The following is a 19,555-nucleotide window of genomic DNA, read 5'->3' on the forward strand; positions in this document are numbered from 1 at the left end:
GTATTTCTCCTGAAATTAATGCGTCGTGCCGGCTGCCGGCGTCGCGTCAGTATGACCTTCTGCCTCGGCCTTATCATTGCCAGAATTCTGATTGTCGCCGCCCTTGCTGTTATAAAGGAACTGACCAATCAGATCTTCCAGCACCATGGCGGACTTGGTGTCCTGGATAGTACCGCCGTCTTTAAGGATAGTCGTCCCGAGGTCCGGGTCTTCAAAACCGACGTTCAGCGCCAGATACTGCTCGCCCAGCAGGCCAGAGGTGCGGATCGCCAGCGAACTGGTATCGGGGATATGGTTGTAGCGCTCATCAATATCGAGCTCCACGCGCGGCAGATAGGTTTTCGGGTCGAGGGTGATGTCCGCCACGCGGCCAACAACCACACCGCCGATGCGCACCGGCGAGCGCGCTTTCAGGCCGCCGATATTATCGAAGGTCGCGTAAAGACGGTAAGTCGGCTCGGTACGTAACGAGGTGACGTTTGCCGCCTTCAGGCAGACAAACAGCGCCGCCAGCAGCGCCACCAGTAAGAACACCCCTACCCAGATTTCATTTTTTTTCGTTTGCATGAACTCAATTCCCAAACATCAGCGCAGTCAGCACAAAATCCAGCCCCAGAACCGCCAGCGACGCATGCACCACGGTGCGCGTAGTCGCCCGGCTAATCCCGGCGGAAGTGGGGATAGCGTCATAACCATTGAATAACGCAATCCAGGTTACCGTAATGGCGAATACCAGGCTCTTAATCAGGCAGTTCACCAGATCCATTCGCCAGTCGACGGCATTTTGCATCGCGGTCCAGAAAAAACCACCGTCAATGCCCTTCCAGCTCACGCCCACCAGCGCGCCACCCCAGATCCCCACCGCGACGAAGATAATCGTCAGCAGCGGCAGCGAAATGACGCCGGCCCAGAAACGGGGAGAAATGACGCGGCGCAGCGGATCCACCGCCATCATCTCCATACTGGAGAGCTGTTCCGTGGCCCGCATCAGGCCAATCTCGGCGGTCAGCGCCGACCCGGCGCGACCGGCAAACAGCAGCGCGGCGACCACCGGCCCCAGCTCGCGCAGCAGCGACAGCGCCACCAGCATGCCAAGACTGGTCTCTGCGCTGTAGGTGGTTAAGACCAGATAACCCTGCAGCCCGAGCACCATACCGATAAACAGGCCCGATACAATGATAATCAGCATCGACAGAACGCCGACGTTGTAGAGTTGACGAACCAGCAGCGGCGCGTGCTTGCGAAACTCTGGTTTGCCGACAACGGCGTTAAACAGCATTAATCCGGCGCGTCCAAAGGTCGCGGTGGTTTTAATACCGCGATGGCCTAGCGCGGCCAGCGCATTAAACAGCATCAGTCGCTCAACTCCCTATGCCTAATAAATCATGGTGATAGTCGCCAGCCGGATAACGGAACGGCACCGGACCGTCGGCAATACCATCAATGAACTGACGAACCCGAGGGTCGGCATTCTCCCGTAGCGACTGGGCGCTGCCGTGGGCGACAATCTTTTTATCCGCCACGATATACGCATAGTCCGCGATGCTCAGCACCTCAGGCACATCGTGCGAAACCACGATGCAGGTGACGCCCAGCGTGCTGTTGAGTTCAGAAATCAGCTTCACCAGCACGCCCATGGTGATGGGATCCTGCCCGACGAACGGTTCGTCGAACATAATGAGATCCGGCTCCAGGGCGATGGCCCTCGCCAGGGCGGCGCGGCGCGCCATGCCGCCGGAAAGCTCAGAGGGCATTAACTTCGCCGCACCGCGCAGCCCCACCGCCTCCAGCTTCATCATCACCGTCGTATGCAGCAGCGCAGGCGGCAGATGCGTATGTTCGCGCAGCGGGTAGGCGACGTTGTCAAAAACATTGAGGTCGGTAAACAGCGCCCCGGACTGGAACAGCATGCTCATCCGCTTACGCACCGTGTACAGACGTGAACGGGTCATCTGCGGCACGTTCTCGCCATCGAACAGGATCTCTCCCCTGTCCGGCGGGATCTGTCCGCCGATCAGGCGTAACAGGGTAGTCTTGCCGATCCCCGAAGGTCCCATAATCGCAGTAATTTTACCGCGCGGCACCGACAGCGAGATGTCGTCGAAGATCACGCGATCGCCGCGAGAAAAGCGGATACCGCGCACTTCAACTAAATTCGCCTGAGTTTGGCTCATAAAATCATCCTTACTAAGCACCTGATGGGCAAGCATCGCCCTTTCTTACGCCACAATCACAACATTTTTACAGAATCTTACCTGCACAGGTTAGCGAAAGCTGGCATTTGTTTTACTTTTGGCACGCATAAAGTCAAAATTAAGAATTCGTTACGCTGCGTAGGGATAACCCAGCGAGGCGACGATTATACCTGAAGAAAGGACTTTAGATGCTCTTAGCGACGGCTCTGTTAATTATTGGTTTATTGCTGGTTGTCTACAGCGCCGATCGTCTGGTCTATGCCGCCTCCATCCTTTGTCGCATGTTGGGGATCCCGCCGCTGATCATCGGTATGACGGTGGTGAGTATTGGCACCAGCCTGCCGGAGATCATGGTTTCCACCGCGGCCTCGCTGCATGGGCAGACCGATCTGGCGGTGGGCACCGCGCTCGGCTCCAATATCACCAATATTCTCCTGATCCTCGGTCTGGCTGCCTTACTCAGGCCATTTACCGTGCATTCTGATATTCTGCGCCGCGAATTACCGCTAATGTTGCTGGTCAGCGTGCTGGCGGGGCTGGTGCTCTATGATGGTCAACTGTCCCGTCTCGACGGCCTGTTTTTACTGGCGCTGGCGCTGCTATGGCTGCTGTTCACCATCAAGATCGCCCGTCTGGCGGAACGCCAGGGAAGCGATAGCCTGACCCGCGAACAGCTGGCGGAACTGCCGCGTGAAGGGTCGCTGCCGGTCGCTCTGCTGTGGTTAGGGGTGGCGATGATCGTCATGCCGATGGCCACCCGCATGGTGGTGGATAACAGCACGGTGCTGGCAAATTATTTTGCCATCAGCGAACTAACCGTCGGCCTGACGGTAGTGGCGATAGGCACCAGCCTGCCGGAGCTGGCCACCGCCATCGCCGGCGCGCGCAAAGGGGAAGATGACATTGCCATCGGCAATATCATCGGCGCGAATATCCTCAATATTGCGCTGGTGCTGGGTTTGCCGGCGCTGATCGCGCCGGGAGCCTTTGCGGCGGAAGCCTTTACCCGCGACTATGGCGTGATGTTGCTGGTCAGCCTGATCTTCGCGGTGCTGTGCTGGCGCCGTAGGCAGCAGCCGGGACGACTGGTTGGCGTGCTGCTGGTCGGTGGTTTTGTGGTTTGGTTGGCGATGCTGTTCTGGACAGCGCCGCTCTTCGTTGAATGACTCGGGATAACATCATGTCGCAAATAGATTTGCCCACGGATTTTGACTTTCAACAGGCCGGCCGTCAGGTGCTGGAAATTGAACGTGAAGGTCTGGCCCAGCTCGATCAATATATAAATGAAGATTTCACCCGCGCCTGCGAAACGATTTTCCGCTGCGGCGGGAAAGTCGTGGTGATGGGGATGGGCAAATCCGGCCATATTGGCCGCAAGATGGCGGCAACCTTCGCCAGTACCGGCACGTCGGCATTTTTTGTCCACCCTGGCGAAGCCGCGCACGGCGATTTGGGCATGGTTACGCCGCAGGACGTGGTGATTGCGCTGTCGAACTCCGGCGAATCGAACGAAATCCTCGCGCTGATCCCGGTCCTGAAACGCCAGCAGGTGAAGCTTATCTGCATCACCAGCCGGCCTGAAAGCAGCATGGCGCGCGCGGCGGATATCCATCTGTGCGTGAAAGTGCCGAAAGAGGCTTGTCCATTAGGGCTGGCCCCCACCTCCAGCACCACCGCCGCGCTGGTGATGGGCGATGCCCTCGCCGTCGCCCTGCTGGAGGCTCGCGGCTTTACCGCTGAGGATTTCGCTCTCTCGCATCCGGGCGGCGCACTCGGTCGTAAGCTGTTGCTGCGCGTCAATGATATTATGCATACCGGTGATGAGATCCCGCACGTCGGCCTGCAGGCCACCCTGCGCGATGCGCTGCTGGAAATCACTCGTAAAAATTTAGGTATGACCGCTATCTGCGATGACGACATGAACATCATCGGTATCTTTACCGACGGTGACCTGCGCCGGGTCTTCGACACCGGCGTCGATATGCGCGATGCCAGCATTGCCGACGTCATGACCCGGGGAGGGATCCGCATCCGTCCCGGCACCCTGGCGGTGGATGCGCTAAACCTGATGCAATCCCGTCATATCACCTGCGTGCTGGTTGCCGATGGCGACCATCTGCTGGGTGTGGTACATATGCACGATCTCCTGCGCGCGGGCGTAGTGTAAGTAAGGAAAAAATAATGAATAATGCTGATGCTCAGTTAGCGACCTGCTATGGGCCGGTAAGCCAGACGTTTCTCGATCGCGCGGCTAAGATCCGTCTACTGATCCTCGATGTCGACGGTGTATTATCCGACGGGCTTATCTATATGGGTAATCACGGCGAGGAGCTGAAAGCGTTCAACGTCCGCGATGGCTATGGTATCCGCTGCGCGCTGACCTCTGGCATTGAAGTGGCGATTATTACCGGACGAAAAGCTAAACTGGTAGAAGATCGCTGTCAGACGCTGGGCATTACGCATTTGTATCAGGGGCAGTCGGACAAGCTGCTGGCGTTCCGCGATCTCATTGACAAACTGAGCGTGCGGCCAGAGGAAGTCGCCTACATCGGCGACGATCTGATTGACTGGCCGGTGATGGCCGAAGTGGGCCTCAGCGTCGCCGTCGCGGATGCGCATCCGCTGCTGCTGCCGCGCGCCGATTACATCACCCGGATTAATGGCGGACGCGGCGCGGTACGCGAAGTCTGCGATTTGTTACTATTGGCGCAGGGCAAGCTGGATGAGGCCAAAGGGCAATCAATATGAGTAAAACCAGACGTTGGGTTATCATTTTACTGTCGCTGCTTGCGCTGATCCTCATCGGCCTGAATCTGGCGAATACGGACGACACGGCCCAGCCGGAGGTCAATCCCAACGACCCGACGTATAAAAGCGAACACACTGACACCGTGGTGTACAGTCCGGAAGGCGCCCTGAGCTATCGGCTGATCGCCGAGCACGTGGAGTATTTTTCCGATCAGGAGGTCTCCTGGTTTACCAAACCGGTGATGACCACCTTTGATACCAATAAGGTGCCGACCTGGTCAGTCAGGGCTGATAAAGCGAAGCTGACAAATGACCGGATGCTCTATCTTTACGGGCACGTTGAGGTGAATGCGCTCGCGCCAGACTCTCAACTGCGCAAAATTACGACGGATAACGCCCAGATAAATCTGGTAACGCAGGACGTTACCTCCGATGACATGGTGACGTTATACGGCACCACATTTAATTCCAGCGGCCTGAAAATGCGTGGAAACCTTCGCAGCAAAAATGCCGAGCTGATTGAAAAGGTGAGAACCTCTTATGAAATTCAGAACAAACAAACTCAGCCTTAAGATTGCGCTCGCCGGCGCGTTACTGGCCGCCAGCCTGCCGGCCCTCGCCAAGACGGGCGATACCGATCAGCCAATCCATATCGAATCCGATCAGCAGTCGCTGGATATGCAGGGCAACGTCGTCACCTTCACCGGTAACGTGGTCGTCACTCAGGGGACGATCAAGATTAACGCTGATAAAGTGGTAGTCACCCGTCCGGGCAATGAAAAAGGCAAAGAGGTGATCGAAGGTTTCGGTAACCCGGCCACCTTCTACCAGATGCAGGATAACGGCAAACCGGTAAAAGGCCGGGCGTCGAAAATGCGCTATGAGCTGCAGAACGATTACGTCGTGCTGACCGGCAACGCGTACCTTGAACAGCTCGACAGCAACATCAAGGGCGACAAGATCACCTATCTGGTGAAAGAGCAAAAAATGCAGGCCTTCAGCGACAAAGGTCGACGCGTCACCACCGTTCTGGTGCCGTCCGAGCTGCAGGACAAAAGCGGCAACCAGCAAAAGAAGAGTAACTAATCCGTTATGGCAACCTTAACTGCGAAGAATCTCGCTAAAGCGTATAAAGGCCGCCGCGTGGTGGAAGATGTCAGTCTCACCGTTAACTCGGGGGAGATTGTCGGCTTGCTCGGCCCCAACGGCGCCGGTAAAACCACCACCTTCTACATGGTGGTCGGGATTGTGCCGCGCGACGCGGGCAATATCATCATTGATGACGAAGACATCAGCCTGCTGCCACTGCACGCGCGCGCGCGCCGGGGGATCGGCTATCTGCCGCAGGAAGCCTCGATTTTCCGTCGCCTGAGCGTCTATGACAACCTGATGGCGGTCCTGCAGATCCGTGACGATTTGAGCAGCGAACAGCGGGAAGATCGCGCCAAAGAGCTGATGGAAGAGTTTCATATTGAGCACCTGCGCGACAGCCTCGGTCAGGCGCTCTCCGGTGGCGAACGCCGCCGCGTCGAAATCGCTCGCGCGCTGGCGGCAAACCCGAAATTTATTCTTCTGGATGAACCCTTTGCCGGCGTGGATCCGATCTCGGTTATCGATATCAAACGCATCATTGAGCATTTGCGCGACAGCGGCCTCGGCGTACTGATTACCGATCATAACGTCAGAGAGACGCTCGCCGTCTGCGAACGCGCGTATATTGTCAGTCAGGGACACCTTATCGCTCATGGTACACCGCAGCAGATCCTCGAAGATGAGCAGGTTAAGCGCGTGTATCTTGGGGAAGACTTCAGACTCTGATAGGGTAGAGGTTACAGACGTTTTAGCCGGAGATATTTACCCTGAACATGAAGCAAGGTTTGCAATTAAGGCTTAGCCAACAGCTTGCCATGACGCCGCAGCTGCAGCAGGCGATTCGTTTGCTGCAGTTGTCCACGTTAGAACTCCAGCAAGAGCTCCAGCAAGCGCTGGAAAGTAACCCGTTGCTTGAGCAAACCGATCTTCACGACGAGGTAGAGGCGAAAGAGGTGGAGGACCGCGAGTCTCTCGATACCGTCGACGCGCTTGAGCAAAAAGAGATGCCCGACGAGCTTCCTCTCGATGCCAGCTGGGATGAAATCTATACCGCCGGTACGCCGTCAGGCAACGGCGTGGACTATCAGGACGACGAACTCCCCGTTTATCAAGGCGAGACTACCCAGACGCTGCAGGATTACCTGATGTGGCAGGTCGAGCTGACGCCCTTCACCGATACCGACCGCGCCATCGCCACCTCCATTGTCGACGCCGTCGACGATACGGGCTACCTCACCGTTCAGATTGAAGATATCGTCGACAGCATCGGCGATGAGGAGATCGGCCTCGAAGAAGTGGAAGCCGTCCTGAAGCGCATCCAGCGTTTCGATCCGGTTGGCGTCGCGGCGAAAGATCTGCGCGACTGCCTGCTGATCCAGCTCTCGCAGTTCGCCAAAGAGACGCCATGGCTGGAAGAGGCCCGGCTGATTATCAGCGATCATCTCGATCTTCTGGCCAACCATGATTTCCGCACCCTGATGCGGGTGACCCGCCTGAAAGAAGAGGTGCTGAAAGAGGCGGTAAATCTGATCCAGTCCCTGGATCCCCGTCCTGGCCAGTCCATTCAAACCAGCGAACCGGAATATGTCATTCCCGACGTGCTGGTGCGCAAGGTCAGCGGCCGCTGGACCGTGGAGCTCAACGCCGACAGCATTCCACGGCTGAAAATTAATCAGCAGTATGCGGCAATGGGCAACAGCGCCCGCAATGACGCCGACGGCCAGTTCATTCGCAGCAATCTTCAGGAAGCCCGCTGGCTGATCAAAAGTCTTGAAAGCCGCAACGATACCCTGCTTCGCGTCAGCCGCTGCATCGTAGAACAGCAGCAGGCTTTTTTCGAACAGGGTGAAGAGTATATGAAGCCGATGGTGCTGGCCGATATCGCCCAGGCCGTCGAGATGCATGAATCGACAATTTCCCGTGTCACCACGCAAAAATATCTGCACAGTCCGCGCGGTATTTTTGAACTGAAGTATTTCTTCTCCAGCCATGTTAATACCGAAGGCGGCGGCGAAGCCTCGTCGACGGCGATTCGCGCGCTGGTGAAGAAACTCATCGCCGCGGAAAACCCCGCGAAGCCGTTGAGCGACAGTAAGCTCACCTCCATGTTGTCCGAGCAGGGTATCATGGTCGCGCGCCGCACTGTCGCGAAGTACAGAGAGTCTTTATCCATCCCGCCGTCAAACCAGCGTAAACAACTGGTCTGACACAACCGATAAGGAAGACACTATGCAGCTCAACATTACAGGACACAACGTCGAGATCACTCCCGCGATGCGCGACTTCGTCACGGCGAAGTTCAGCAAGCTGGAACAATTTTTCGACCGGATCAATCAGGTCTATATTGTGTTAAAAGTAGAGAAAGTGACGCAAATTGCGGACGCGAATCTGCATGTCAACGGTGGCGAAATCCATGCCAGTGCGGAAGGGCAGGATATGTATGCGGCTGTCGATGGTCTTATCGACAAGCTGGCAAGGCAGTTAACGAAGCATAAAGATAAACTAAAACAACACTAATTGTCCGGGCCCCCCTGCGTCCGCCGTCAGTTAACATCGGCGACGGGCGCGGGGGCGCTCAGGTGAAATTATGATGAACAACGATTCGGCTCTACAACTGAGCAACGTCCTGAACCAGGAATGTACCCGTAGCCAGGTTCACTGCCAGAGCAAGAAGCGTGCTTTGGAAATCATTAGCGAACTGGCCGCCAAACAGTTAAGTTTGCCGCCGCAGGTGGTGTTCGAAGCGATCCTCACCCGCGAAAAAATGGGCAGTACCGGGATTGGCAATGGTATCGCCATTCCCCACGGAAAACTGGAAGAGGATACGCTGCGTGCTGTCGGCGTTTTTGTCCAGCTGGAAACCCCCATCGCCTTCGACGCGATCGACAATCAGCCTGTCGACCTGCTGTTCGCGCTGCTGGTGCCGGCCGATCAGACAAAAACCCACCTGCATACGCTCTCCCTGGTGGCCAAACGGCTGGCCGACAAAGCGATTTGTCGTCGCCTGCGCGCGGCGCAGAGCGATGAAGAGTTGTATGAGATCATCACCGAAGCAGGAAGCAGCGATGACGCATAACGGCAGTCGCACCTTATCCTTTATCGTACTGAGGAGAAACGGTACATGGTACTGATGATCGTCAGCGGCCGCTCGGGCTCGGGTAAATCCGTCGCTCTGCGAGCGCTGGAAGATATGGGCTTTTACTGCGTGGATAACCTGCCGGTCGTGCTGCTGCCCGATCTGGCACGGTCGCTGGCTGACCGCAATATTTCGGCGGCCGTCAGCATCGACGTGCGGAACATGCCGGAATCACCGGAGATCTTCGAGCAGGCCATGAAAAACCTGCCGGAGTGCTTTTCGCCGCAGCTGCTGTTTCTCGATGCCGATCGCAACACGCTGATCCGTCGATACAGCGACACCCGTCGCCTGCATCCGCTGTCGAGCAAGAATTTGTCGCTGGAAAGCGCCATCGACGAAGAGAGCGATCTGCTGGAGCCCCTGCGCTCGCGGGCCGACCTGATTGTCGATACCTCGGAGATGTCGGTTCACGAGCTGGCGGAAATGTTGCGCACCCGGCTGCTGGGTAAACGTGAACGCGAACTGACCATGGTCTTCGAATCCTTCGGCTTTAAGCACGGTATCCCGATCGATGCCGATTACGTCTTTGACGTGCGCTTTCTGCCAAACCCGCACTGGGATCCGAAGCTGCGTCCTATGACCGGTCTGGATAAACCGGTGGCCGCCTTCCTCGATCGGCACACCGAAGTGCACAACTTTATTTACCAGACCCGGAGCTATCTTGAGCTATGGTTACCGATGCTGGAGACCAACAATCGCAGCTATCTGACGGTGGCCATTGGCTGTACCGGCGGTAAACATCGTTCGGTTTATATTGCTGAACAACTGGCTGACTACTTCCGCTCGCGCGGCAAAAACGTACAGTCTCGTCATCGGACGCTGGAAAAACGTAAATCATGACCGTAAAGCAGACCGTTGAAATCACCAATAAGCTGGGCATGCACGCCCGCCCGGCGATGAAGCTGTTCGAACTAATGCAGAATTTCGATGCCGAGGTGTTGCTGCGCAACGATGAAGGCACGGAGGCGGAAGCCAACAGCGTCATTGCCCTGCTGATGCTGGACTCGGCGAAAGGACGGCAGATAGAGGTGGAGGCCAGTGGTCCGCAGGAAGTGGAAGCCCTCGCCGCGGTGATTGCCCTGTTTAATGCCGGGTTTGACGAAGATTAAACGTGATGCTTCCCGGCGACGGACGACTGGCGACTGTACCAGCCCCGGCGCCGGATTAACCCCCTAATAGAGCTTATGCTCACGCATGAACCCTTCCCCACCCAGCTGTCGCATCTGACGTAAGATCCAGGCCTGGCGGTTGCGCACATAGCCCGAAGGCGCGTCGGCGCGATAGCGGATCGGGTTTGGCAGCACCGCGGCCAGCAGAGCCGCTTCCCCCGGCGTCAACTGGCTGGCGGGCTTATGAAAATAGCGCTGGGCGGCCGCTTCCACGCCAAAAATCCCATCGCCAAACTCGGCAATATTCAGGTAGACGGTCAGGATCCGCTTTTTACTCCACACGGTTTCCATGCCGACGGTCAACCCGGCTTCCAGCCCCTTGCGCAGCCAGCTACGTCCATCCCACAGAAACAGGTTTTTCGCCGTCTGCTGCGACAGCGTTGATGCGCCGCGAATGCGGGTATCGTGACGCTCATTGTGCGCCAGCGCCTTTTCTATCGCCGGGACGTCAAACCCCCAGTGTTCCGGGAACTTCTGATCTTCGGCGGCAATCACCGCCAGCCCCATCCACGGGGAGATGTTATCCATGGCGACCCAGTCGGAGTGCGCCAGATAGTGGACATCTCCGGACAGCCAGGCGCTAACCTGCCGCTCAAGCATGACCGCCGAAAAGGGCACCGGCAGCACGCTAAACAGCGCGATCCCCCCGCCCCAGAAGACGGCGGCGATCAGCAGCAGACGCAGCGCCAGTCGTTTAAGCAGCGCGAAGGGCGCAATGCGGAGCTTCATGCGCTCAGCGCCAGCACGCGGGCGACCAGTTTTTCGATCCCGGTAGCGGCTTGCGCAATATTCTCCGCCAGCATATACGCCGGAGTGGTAACCACTTTGTTCTCTTCATCCACCACGATGTCGTCGACCGGGCAAGGCACATGCTCCGCCCCCATCTCCTCCACCACATCGGCGGTGTCGAGATCGGTCCCGATAGTCATTCGCAGCGGAAACGCAAAGATCTTCGGCAGCAGCGCCGGAGCGATGCACATAAAGCCCAGCGGCTTGCCGGCCTGATGCATCGCCAGCGTCAGGGCCCGCAGGTCGCGGTCCACCTCGCATTCGCTGCCCTCGGCGGCGAAGCTGCTTAAGTTTTTCGCCGCGCCGAAGCCGCCGGGGACGATCAGCGCGTCCAGCGTCTCCTCACGCGCCTGCGCCAGCGGCAGGATGTCGCCGCGGGCGATGCGCGCCGCTTCAACCAGCACGTTGCGTTGCTCGGTCAACGGTTCGCCCGTCAGATGGTTGATGACGTCGCGCTGCGGTTTATCGGGCGCAAAGCAGACCGCCTGCGCGCCGTTGCGCGCGATCGCCAGCAGGGTAATCACTGCCTCATGAATTTCACTGCCGTCGTACACGCCGCAGCCGCTCAGTACCACACCAATTTTTTTCATCGCCTTCGCTCCTCCATGCAACTCGCTGAAACCAGTCGAAAATGTCGATTTACTCGCTATGCTTCACATATTTTACTGATTCATGTAACAAATTAGTTAAGCTTTGCTATCTTAATGAGCGAGCAATCCACTTCTCAGGTTGCGCCACGTAACAACATCACTCAAATCACACTGGCTCAACCACCAGTTCCCTGGTGTTGGCGCAGTATTCGCGCACCCCGGTCTGTCCGGGGTCATTTTTTCCCGGCCTTCGCCACCCACGCCTTCAGAACCGCCACGTCGTTTTGCCACTCGGATTTCATCTCTTCAACCCATTCAGCGACATTATCAGACCAGGCAGGCAGGTCCGGCGTCTGGATCTGCTGACCCAGCTGCTGGATGTGGCGCAGGCCAATAGAGCCCGCAGCCCCTTTGATCTTATGCCCCTCTTCGACGATCCCTTTTTGATCCCGGGCGGTGAGATTAGACTCAAGGACGGACATATAGCCCGGCATCATCTTCTCAAACACCGCGAGGCCATCGTTGATAAGCTTCGGTCCCACCAGTTCGATATATTGCTCAAGCATATCGGTATCCAGCACCGCATCGGCTTTATGCCGATCGGTCGCCGGCGCTTCCTGCGCCTCCTCTTCCGGCGCATCCCAGAATTTTTTAATCATGGCTGTCAGTGCAGGCACCGATAGCGGCTTGCTCAGCACATCGTCCATGCCGGCATCCAGATACTCTTTCTTATTCTTCAGCACGTTGGCGGTCAGGGCCACCAGCGGCGGCAGCTCATCCGCGGCAAAATTCTGTTTTAGCTGACGAGAAATATCCAGTCCCGTCATATCCGGCAGCTGGATATCCAGCAGCACCAGGTCGTACTCGCCAGGCTCAAACATCTCCAGCGCGGCTTTGCCGGTCATCGCGACATCCACGCTGTTGCCCAGCTTTTCCAGCACCGAGCGCGCCACAATGACGTTGAGCTCAATATCTTCCACCAGCAGGACGTTGAGCGCCGGTAATGGCATGTCGTCTTCCGCCAGCGTATCTTCCACTTCTTCCGCAATGGCAGGCGCATGGACGGTGAGCGTAAAGGTCGCCCCTTTACCCGGCTGGCTGGTGACGCTGATATCGCCGCCCATATTGCGCGCCAGGCGACGCGATACGGCGAGGCCAATCCCGGTGCCGGTGGCGGGTTTGCCGCCGTGGCTGTCTTTGACCTGGTAATACATGGCGAATATTTTGTCCTGCTCCGCTTCAGGAATACCAATCCCGGAGTCTTCCACTTCGAAGTGCAGGATATCGCCTTCGTCATAGCGCACGCGGACGTTCACCCCTCCGCCCTGTGGGGTAAACTTCACGGCGTTGCTGATAAGATTCCACAGGATTTGCCGCAGGCGGGTGCCATCGGTGATCACCTTGTGCGGCAGCGGCAGGCTCGGCTCCAGCACAAAGCGCAGTCCCTTCTGCTGCGCCTGCAGACCGGAAAGGTTTTCCAGGTCGGCAAGGAAGCTGGTGAAGTCCACCGGCTGGTTATCGAGCTGTACCTTACGGCGCTCCATTTTATCCATGTCGATAATATCATTGAAGATATTCCCCAGCGTCACCGCTGAGACATGGATGGTTTTCAGGTATTTTTCCTGCTCGCTGGTCAGTTCGGTATCCAGCAAAATTCGGCTCAGCCCGACAATCCCGTTCAGCGGGGTACGCAGCTCATGGCTGATGGTGGAGATGAAGGTGGTTTTATCCCGGCTGGCGCGTTCGAGGGCGTCCTGATAGCGTTTTCGTTCGGTGATATCGCGTCCGAAGCCCATCAGACCACGACGCTTACCGACGCGATCGTAGTACGGGACCTTGCGGATTTCGAAGCACGCTTTACGGCCATCGGGATAGTCCAGCCACTGCTCATAGGTCAGCGATACATTGTGGCGGAACACCTTCTCATCGGTTTCCAGCACCTTTTCCGCCGCCTCTTCGCTATAGACATCCTGCGGTTTGAGGTGGATCAGCTGTTTCTCGCTTTTGCCGGTCAGCAGCTCCATCGCCCGGTTACAGCCGGAAAACTCTTTATCCTCATTGCGGTAGAAGACCAGGTCCGGGGAGGCATCGAGGAAAGAGCGCAGAAAGGAGGATTGCTGTTCGAGCTGGATCTGCGTCTCTTCACGCTCTTTCATCTCGATCTTCAGCTGCTCGAGGGTGGTCTCACGCTCGGCTTCCGCCTTTTCACGTTCGCCAATCTCCTGATTCAACTGCGCGATATTGTCTTTCAGCTGCACGTTCAGCTTCAGATCTCGCTCACGCATCTCCTCCAGTTTCTCCACCAGCCGCGAAAGACGCTGGCGGGACTCTTCAAGCTGCTCCACCACCACCGAGAGAAAATAGACCGCCCACGGGGTGATCAGCAGACCGAAGAAGATAGAGCGGATAACGTCGATGCTTTCAACCTGGCCATGCAGCACCATGGTGACCGCCATCTGTACCACGATGGCCAGCACCACCAGCGCAAGTGCCAACAGCATTGAAAAGCGGACCAGACCCAGCTTCATCATCAGGTCGACATAATACTGCGCCAGCATACGAATTTGCTTCATAGGGGATTCCTTCACGACAACTCCGCACAATAATACTCAATTCTGAGCAATGCGCTGTAAGTTGTGCAAAAAATGCGGGAAGGAGCCGATATGACGGCTGGCCGCCGAGGCGAACCAGCCGCGAAAAAGAGGCATGGTCAGGAAGGGGTTAGCGCTTGCTTAGCGCCTCCCAGAGACCTTTGAGGTAGGTCACCCCGAGTGCGCGATCGTATAAACCATAGCCCGGGCGTCCGGTCTCTCCCCAGATAAAGCGGCCATGATCCGGACGTATATAGCCGTCGAAGCCGTTGTCGTGCAACGCTTGCATCACCTTGTACATATCCAGGGAGCCGTATTCTGACGGATGGGCGCACTCGTAAAAGTCTTTATCCTGCATCAGTTTAATATTGCGGACGTGGGCAAAATGGATCCGCTTGCGGCGGGTAAACTCAGCCAGAATAGCGTATACGTCGTTATCCGGATCTTCGGCAATCGAGCCGGTGCAGAGGGTGATGCCGTTGGCGGGTGAATCGACAGCCCGGCAGATCCAGTCCAGATCGTCGCGGTTTTTGACCACCCGCGGCAGGCCAAATATCGAGTACGGCGGATCGTCAGGGTGGATCGCCATTTTCACGCCCACCTCTTCGCAAACCGGGATCACCGCCCGCAGAAAATAGACCAGGTTCTCCCGCAGCTTATGGTCATCCACCGCGCTATATTTGGCAAACAGGGTCTGCACTTCCGCCAGCCGTTCCGGCTCCCAGCCCGGCAACGCGAAGCCGTTTGAATTCTCAAGCACCTCCTTCACCACGTCTTCCAGCCGCTTATCGATATCTTTCTTCTCAAAAGCCATCGTCAACGAGCCATCCGGCAGGACGTAGTTCATATCCGTCTTCATCCAGTCGAACACCGGCATGAAGTTATAGCAGATGACTTTGACGCCGAAGCGGGCAAGGTGGCGAATGGTCTGCTGATAGTTGGCAATATAGCGGTCACGAGAAGGGAGGCCGATTTTGATGTCGTCATGGATGTTGACGCTCTCTATTACCTCCATTTTCAGGCCTGCGGCATGGGCCTGGCTGACCAGACGCTCAATTTTATCCTCCGGCCATACCTCGCCCACCGCGACGTCATAGAGCGCGCCGACCACCCCCTCCACGCCGGGGACCTGGCGTATATGCTCTAATGAAACCTTATCTTCCTCTGGTCCAAACCAGCGCATTGTCATCTGCATCGTCATCACCTGCTCAACATAGTTTAATTTCACCCTACTACCATACCAGTAATCATAATTGATTGAGCCTTAACTGTCGTGATGGCGATCACATTCCTGCTGACCGGCTCGCCGGTGAGGTCGCTTTCGCTACATTCATAATTTTTCTCAATTTATTTCAATAGATTAATCATTGCCGGGCTTTTTCTGACGACCTTCGCCAAATGTGATCCAGAGCTAGTTATGATCAATTGCATACTTGTATGGTAATAAAAGTCACGATATTTGTTCAGAAAACAGACAAGGGAAGGAACAGAAATGAGAAGCGTCGTTGTCAAAGAGCCAGGCCAACTGAACATCGAATCACGTCCGGTTCCCGCTCCGGGCGCCCACGAAGTCCGGGTGAAAATCGCCTTTGCCGGGATCTGCGGTTCCGATGTGCATATCTATCAGGGCCATAACCCCTTCGCGAAATATCCCCGCGTGATCGGCCATGAATTCTTCGGCATCATCGATGCCGTCGGCGAACAGGTCTCTCCGGCACGCATCGGCGAGCGCGTCGCGGTCGACCCTGTCGTCAGCTGCGGCCAGTGTTATCCCTGCTCGGTGGGGCGGCCGAATGTCTGTGCGCAGCTCCAGGTCATCGGGGTTCACCGCGACGGCGGATTCAGCGACTACGCCTGCGTGCCGGCAAAAAACGCCTGGCGCATTCCGGAAGCCATCAGCGATCGTCAGGCGACGATGGTTGAGCCTTTTACCATTGCGGCAAACATTACCGCCCAGCTGCAGCCCATGGCGCAGGATATCGCCCTGATCTACGGCGCAGGTCCGATGGGTCTGACGGTGATCCAGGCGCTGAAGGGGGTGTATGGCGTTAAGCAGGTGATCGTCGTGGACCGCATTGCCGAACGTCTGCAGATGGCGCGGGACAATGGCGCCGATCTGACGCTGGATAACACTCACCAGCCGCTGGCGGAACAGCTGGCGCAGCGGCAGATAGCCCCCACGCTGGTCATCGATGCCGCCTGCCACCCAGCGATCCTTCAGGAGGCCATTCTCCTCGCCTCTCCCGCCGCACGCATCGGCATACTCGGCTTCTCCGGCGAGGCGTCCACCCTCACCCAGCAAAGCATCACCAGTAAAGAGATCTCCATTTTCTCCTCCCGGCTGAACAGCGGACGTTTTCCGCTGGTCATCGACTGGATGGAGAAAGGCCTTATCCAGCCTGAGGCGTTAATCACCCACTGCATGCCGCTGGAGCAGGTAAAAGAGGCTATGGAGATTTTTGCCAACGATCGGAAAACCTGCTGCAAGGTATTGCTGCAGCTGGGGTAAATGCTAAATAACGGGCGACGTGAATATTGATATCCGTCGCGCCAGAGCTCAATAACATACTCATCACGGTGTCATCATGGGAAAAAATATCCGCTGGATTATCGTCCTGTTATTATTTTTAGTATATATGATTAATTATCTGGACCGGGTGGCGTTATCCATTACGGTACCGATGATTGAAAAGGATCTGGCGCTCAACGCCGAACAGTTTGGTATTATTTTCGGCAGTTTTTTCTTCGGCTACGCGGTATTTAATTTTATTGGCGGTCTGGCCGTGGATAAGTTTGGCGCAACGCTGGTCCTGGGGCTGGCGGTGGGGATGTGGTCGCTATTTTGCGGCTTAACCGCCTTTGCCACCGGCTTTTATTCCATGCTGATGCTGCGCGTCCTCTTCGGGATGGCTGAAGGCCCGATTTGCGCGTCGGCGAACAAGATGATCAACGGCTGGTTTCCTAAGAAGCAAGCGGCTACCGCCGTAGGGCTGCTCAGCGCCGGCTCTCCGCTGGGCGGCGCGGTTGCCGGCCCCATCGTCGGTTATCTGGCTCTCGCATTCGGCTGGCGCCCGGCGTTTATGATTATTTTCGCCATCGGTATTGTGTGGATGGTCGTGTGGTTTTTTATTGCCGCCAACTCGCCTGACAAACATAAGCATGTCAGTCAGGAAGAGCTCATGCTCATTAATAAAATGAAGCAAGAGGAGGACGCCCTGGAAACCGTAGAAAATCAAACCGCTCACTCACTGGGTTATTATCTCAAGCAGCCTATTATTCTGGTAACGGCCTTTGCGTTCTTCTGCTACAACTATATTTTGTTTTTCTTCCTCAGCTGGTTCCCGTCCTATCTGGTTCAGCAGCACCATCTGGATATTAAACAGATGAGCCTCACCACCATGATCCCATGGATAGTCGGCTTTGTCGGCCTGGCGCTGGGAGGGTATATTTCCGATAAAATTTTTAAACTCACCGGACGCCTGCTGCTGTCGCGCAAAATTGTGCTGGTGGTATGTCTGCTGATGGCCGCCATCTGTGTGGGGCTTGCCGGTACCGTCAGCAGCGTCGTTCCTGCCGTTCTGCTGATGTCGGTCTCCATCTTTTTCCTCTATGTCACCGGCGCGATCTACTGGGCGATTATCCAGGACGTGGTGCATAAATCCCGCGTCGGCGGCACCAGCGGCTTTATCCACCTTATCGGCAGCGTCTCCGGCATCGTGGGGCCGATTGTCACCGGCTATATCGTACAGTCTACCGGTAAATTCGACAGCGCCTTTGTCCTCGCCGGCACTATCGCCGCGCTCGGCGCCCTGCTGGTACTGTTCGTGATCAAAACGCCACGCGTGACAATGAAAGCCAGTCAGGCATAGTCGACAGCAATACCATGCCCGGCGCAGCCATCACGCCGGGCATCCTCTGAGACTATTTCACCGCCTGGGGCGCAACCCAGCTGCGGCCCAGCGCCGAACCCTGAGCGCCCTGCTCATTCAGATAGCGATCCAGTTCAACCATTCCGGTCCAGCGATTTTCGCACCACAGCGGCGCGAGCAGCGTGGGCCGACGGGCGCTGGCCGATATGCGATGGTAGATCACCTCCGGCGGGGTGTGGCGGATCATCTCCCCGGCGGTGACGGTATACGCCTCCAGTTCGATGCCATCGAGACGACCGGCCTGCCATGCTTTTGCCATAATGCTGCCTTTAACGATATGCAGCGGGTGCAGCTTGATGCCATCCACGCCGGTGGTCACGACCCGCTCCAGCGTCTCGAGGCCGTGCTCCTGGGACTCCCCGGGCAGGCCGACAATGAGATGCGCGCAAACCTTCAGTCCGCGCTCACGCGCCAGACGCGCGGTGCGCTGGTAACAGGCGAAATCATGCCCGCGGTTAATGCGATGCAGGGTCTTATCATGCGCGGTCTGCAGCCCCAGCTCCAGCCATACCTCATACCCCTGCTGGTGGTATTCACTGAGCAGGTCGAGAACCGCCTCCGGCACGCAGTCCGGGCGGGTGCCGACGCAGAGGCCAACGATATTCGCCTCGCTGACGGCCTGGCGATACATCGAGCGGAGCACCTGCACTTCAGCAAAGGTGCTGGTATAGGCCTGAAAATAGGCCAGATAGCGCTTTGCCCGGTTAACGAGCTGCGCCTGATGGGCGAGCTGTTCGGCAATGGATCGATGCTGCTGGGCTTCATCCGCAAACGAGGCCACGTTACAGAAAGTGCAGCCGCCACGGCCCAGCGTACCGTCGCGGTTCGGGCAGCTAAAACCGCCGTGCAGCGTTAGCTTATGGACCTTTTCGCCATAGCGGCGCAGAAGATCCCCACCAAACATATTGACTAATTTCTGTAACTGCATAATCTGATAGACCGGCCTCAACAAAGGGGGCCAAGCCTGCCACTTTTCGTCACCGACGGCGATGACCTGGATCAATCGTCAGCGCGGCGCCCCGCTTCATTGCATAAACAATCATGATTACTGCAATTTCATTCACCCACAGGGTAATGAGTTTTCCTTATATTTCATCATCGCGCGGCCCTAATCTACTTTATGGTAAAAAACAGTATTAATATCCACCACATAAATTTATAGCAGTCAAATATGCTAATAATGAAATATATTTCAGCGCAGATCGGTAATGCAAAGCCGCGCGCACAGTGAGACAGATCACACTAGCCTTACCCTCTGCAGACGTATCCAAAGCATAAAAAATGGCATTATTTATTTTAAAAACAAAAAGTTAACA

Annotated in this window: 21 protein-coding genes; 13 read left to right on the top strand and 8 right to left on the bottom strand. The window is 56.6% G+C overall.

Features of this window, described 5'->3' with window-relative positions:
* Nucleotides 1-15: 15 nt before the first annotated feature.
* Genes mlaD through mlaF form a run of 3 tightly spaced genes read right to left on the bottom strand, consistent with a single transcriptional unit; the run spans nucleotide 16 to nucleotide 2,174 of the window.
* Complete coding sequence (gene mlaD / locus ACOI7D_RS14590; RefSeq protein WP_004206195.1) at nucleotides 16-567, bottom strand: outer membrane lipid asymmetry maintenance protein MlaD; 552 nt, start codon at nucleotides 565-567, stop codon at nucleotides 16-18.
* Between the two features lie 4 nt (nucleotides 568-571).
* Nucleotides 572-1,354, bottom strand: a complete 783-nt coding sequence (gene mlaE, locus ACOI7D_RS14595; RefSeq protein WP_004150949.1) for a lipid asymmetry maintenance ABC transporter permease subunit MlaE — start codon at nucleotides 1,352-1,354, stop codon at nucleotides 572-574.
* 7 nt (nucleotides 1,355-1,361) lie between these two features.
* Nucleotides 1,362-2,174 (bottom strand): phospholipid ABC transporter ATP-binding protein MlaF, encoded by an 813-nt coding sequence (gene mlaF / locus ACOI7D_RS14600; protein ID WP_004206196.1) that lies wholly within the window; start codon nucleotides 2,172-2,174, stop codon nucleotides 1,362-1,364.
* Nucleotides 2,175-2,383: 209 nt separating this feature from the next.
* Here mlaF and ACOI7D_RS14605 point away from each other — a divergent pair, with 209 nt between their 5' ends.
* The 11 genes from ACOI7D_RS14605 to npr all read left to right on the top strand — a co-directional run bounded on the left by ACOI7D_RS14605 (nucleotide 2,384) and on the right by npr (nucleotide 10,280).
* Nucleotides 2,384-3,361 carry a calcium/sodium antiporter gene (locus ACOI7D_RS14605; RefSeq protein WP_109546870.1) on the top strand — a complete coding sequence of 326 codons (978 nt, stop codon included), beginning with the start codon at nucleotides 2,384-2,386 and terminating at the stop codon, nucleotides 3,359-3,361.
* Nucleotides 3,358-4,362, top strand: coding sequence for an arabinose-5-phosphate isomerase KdsD (gene kdsD / locus ACOI7D_RS14610; protein WP_369707981.1), 1,005 nt, complete (start codon nucleotides 3,358-3,360; stop codon nucleotides 4,360-4,362). The genes ACOI7D_RS14605 and kdsD overlap by 4 nt, the downstream gene beginning before the upstream one ends.
* Before the next feature lie 14 nt (nucleotides 4,363-4,376).
* Entirely contained in the window at nucleotides 4,377-4,943 is a 567-nt protein-coding gene (gene kdsC / locus ACOI7D_RS14615; protein WP_023291129.1) for a 3-deoxy-manno-octulosonate-8-phosphatase KdsC, read from the top strand.
* Nucleotides 4,940-5,515: an LPS export ABC transporter periplasmic protein LptC gene (gene lptC, locus ACOI7D_RS14620; protein WP_002918413.1), complete on the top strand. Its 576-nt coding sequence runs from the start codon at nucleotides 4,940-4,942 to the stop codon at nucleotides 5,513-5,515. The genes kdsC and lptC overlap by 4 nt, the downstream gene beginning before the upstream one ends.
* Nucleotides 5,484-6,029, top strand: a complete 546-nt coding sequence (gene lptA / locus ACOI7D_RS14625) for a lipopolysaccharide ABC transporter substrate-binding protein LptA (RefSeq protein ID WP_002918415.1) — start codon at nucleotides 5,484-5,486, stop codon at nucleotides 6,027-6,029. The genes lptC and lptA overlap by 32 nt, the downstream gene beginning before the upstream one ends.
* Before the next feature lie 6 nt (nucleotides 6,030-6,035).
* Nucleotides 6,036-6,761 (top strand): LPS export ABC transporter ATP-binding protein, encoded by a 726-nt coding sequence (lptB, locus tag ACOI7D_RS14630; RefSeq protein ID WP_004206203.1) that lies wholly within the window; start codon nucleotides 6,036-6,038, stop codon nucleotides 6,759-6,761.
* Nucleotides 6,762-6,808: 47 nt separating this feature from the next.
* Nucleotides 6,809-8,242, top strand: coding sequence for an RNA polymerase factor sigma-54 (gene rpoN, locus ACOI7D_RS14635; RefSeq protein ID WP_004206204.1), 1,434 nt, complete (start codon nucleotides 6,809-6,811; stop codon nucleotides 8,240-8,242).
* Nucleotides 8,243-8,264: 22 nt separating this feature from the next.
* Nucleotides 8,265-8,552: a ribosome hibernation promoting factor gene (hpf, locus tag ACOI7D_RS14640; RefSeq protein ID WP_004206206.1), complete on the top strand. Its 288-nt coding sequence runs from the start codon at nucleotides 8,265-8,267 to the stop codon at nucleotides 8,550-8,552.
* A 70-nt stretch (nucleotides 8,553-8,622) separates the two neighbouring features.
* The gene (gene ptsN, locus ACOI7D_RS14645; RefSeq protein WP_004144926.1) at nucleotides 8,623-9,111 is read left to right on the top strand and encodes a PTS IIA-like nitrogen regulatory protein PtsN; all 489 of its coding nucleotides are present in this window, start codon (nucleotides 8,623-8,625) and stop codon (nucleotides 9,109-9,111) included.
* Between the two features lie 45 nt (nucleotides 9,112-9,156).
* Nucleotides 9,157-10,011, top strand: a complete 855-nt coding sequence (gene rapZ, locus ACOI7D_RS14650; protein ID WP_004206208.1) for an RNase adapter RapZ — start codon at nucleotides 9,157-9,159, stop codon at nucleotides 10,009-10,011.
* Nucleotides 10,008-10,280: a PTS phosphocarrier protein NPr gene (gene npr, locus ACOI7D_RS14655; RefSeq protein WP_002918431.1), complete on the top strand. Its 273-nt coding sequence runs from the start codon at nucleotides 10,008-10,010 to the stop codon at nucleotides 10,278-10,280. Before rapZ ends, npr begins: the two co-directional genes overlap by 4 nt.
* Nucleotides 10,281-10,343: 63 nt before the next feature.
* Here the strand turns inward: npr and mtgA are convergent, their stop codons facing one another.
* The 4 genes from mtgA to uxuA all read right to left on the bottom strand — a co-directional run bounded on the left by mtgA (nucleotide 10,344) and on the right by uxuA (nucleotide 15,505).
* Nucleotides 10,344-11,069: a monofunctional biosynthetic peptidoglycan transglycosylase gene (gene mtgA / locus ACOI7D_RS14660; protein WP_023291131.1), complete on the bottom strand. Its 726-nt coding sequence runs from the start codon at nucleotides 11,067-11,069 to the stop codon at nucleotides 10,344-10,346.
* Nucleotides 11,066-11,719, bottom strand: a complete 654-nt coding sequence (gene elbB / locus ACOI7D_RS14665; protein ID WP_023291132.1) for an isoprenoid biosynthesis glyoxalase ElbB — start codon at nucleotides 11,717-11,719, stop codon at nucleotides 11,066-11,068. The genes mtgA and elbB overlap by 4 nt, the downstream gene beginning before the upstream one ends.
* 233 nt (nucleotides 11,720-11,952) lie before the next feature.
* Nucleotides 11,953-14,292 (bottom strand): aerobic respiration two-component sensor histidine kinase ArcB, encoded by a 2,340-nt coding sequence (gene arcB, locus ACOI7D_RS14670; protein ID WP_064155360.1) that lies wholly within the window; start codon nucleotides 14,290-14,292, stop codon nucleotides 11,953-11,955.
* A gap of 148 nt (nucleotides 14,293-14,440) precedes the next feature.
* Nucleotides 14,441-15,505 (bottom strand): mannonate dehydratase, encoded by a 1,065-nt coding sequence (gene uxuA, locus ACOI7D_RS14675; protein ID WP_044524869.1) that lies wholly within the window; start codon nucleotides 15,503-15,505, stop codon nucleotides 14,441-14,443.
* Nucleotides 15,506-15,802: 297 nt separating this feature from the next.
* Here uxuA and ACOI7D_RS14680 point away from each other — a divergent pair, with 297 nt between their 5' ends.
* A complete protein-coding gene (locus ACOI7D_RS14680) occupies nucleotides 15,803-16,819 on the top strand; it encodes a Zn-dependent oxidoreductase (protein WP_023291135.1) in 1,017 nt (338 codons plus the stop codon).
* Nucleotides 16,820-16,895: 76 nt separating this feature from the next.
* Nucleotides 16,896-18,179: an MFS transporter gene (locus ACOI7D_RS14685; RefSeq protein ID WP_023291136.1), complete on the top strand. Its 1,284-nt coding sequence runs from the start codon at nucleotides 16,896-16,898 to the stop codon at nucleotides 18,177-18,179.
* A gap of 52 nt (nucleotides 18,180-18,231) precedes the next feature.
* Here the strand turns inward: ACOI7D_RS14685 and ACOI7D_RS14690 are convergent, their stop codons facing one another.
* On the bottom strand, nucleotides 18,232-19,167 hold the full coding sequence (locus tag ACOI7D_RS14690) for a TIGR01212 family radical SAM protein (protein WP_044524840.1): 936 nt from the start codon (nucleotides 19,165-19,167) through the stop codon (nucleotides 18,232-18,234).
* Nucleotides 19,168-19,555: the final 388 nt, after the last annotated feature.

The organism is Klebsiella sp. C360 (assembly GCF_048822415.1).
Taxonomy (GTDB): Bacteria; Pseudomonadota; Gammaproteobacteria; order Enterobacterales; family Enterobacteriaceae; genus Klebsiella; species Klebsiella quasipneumoniae.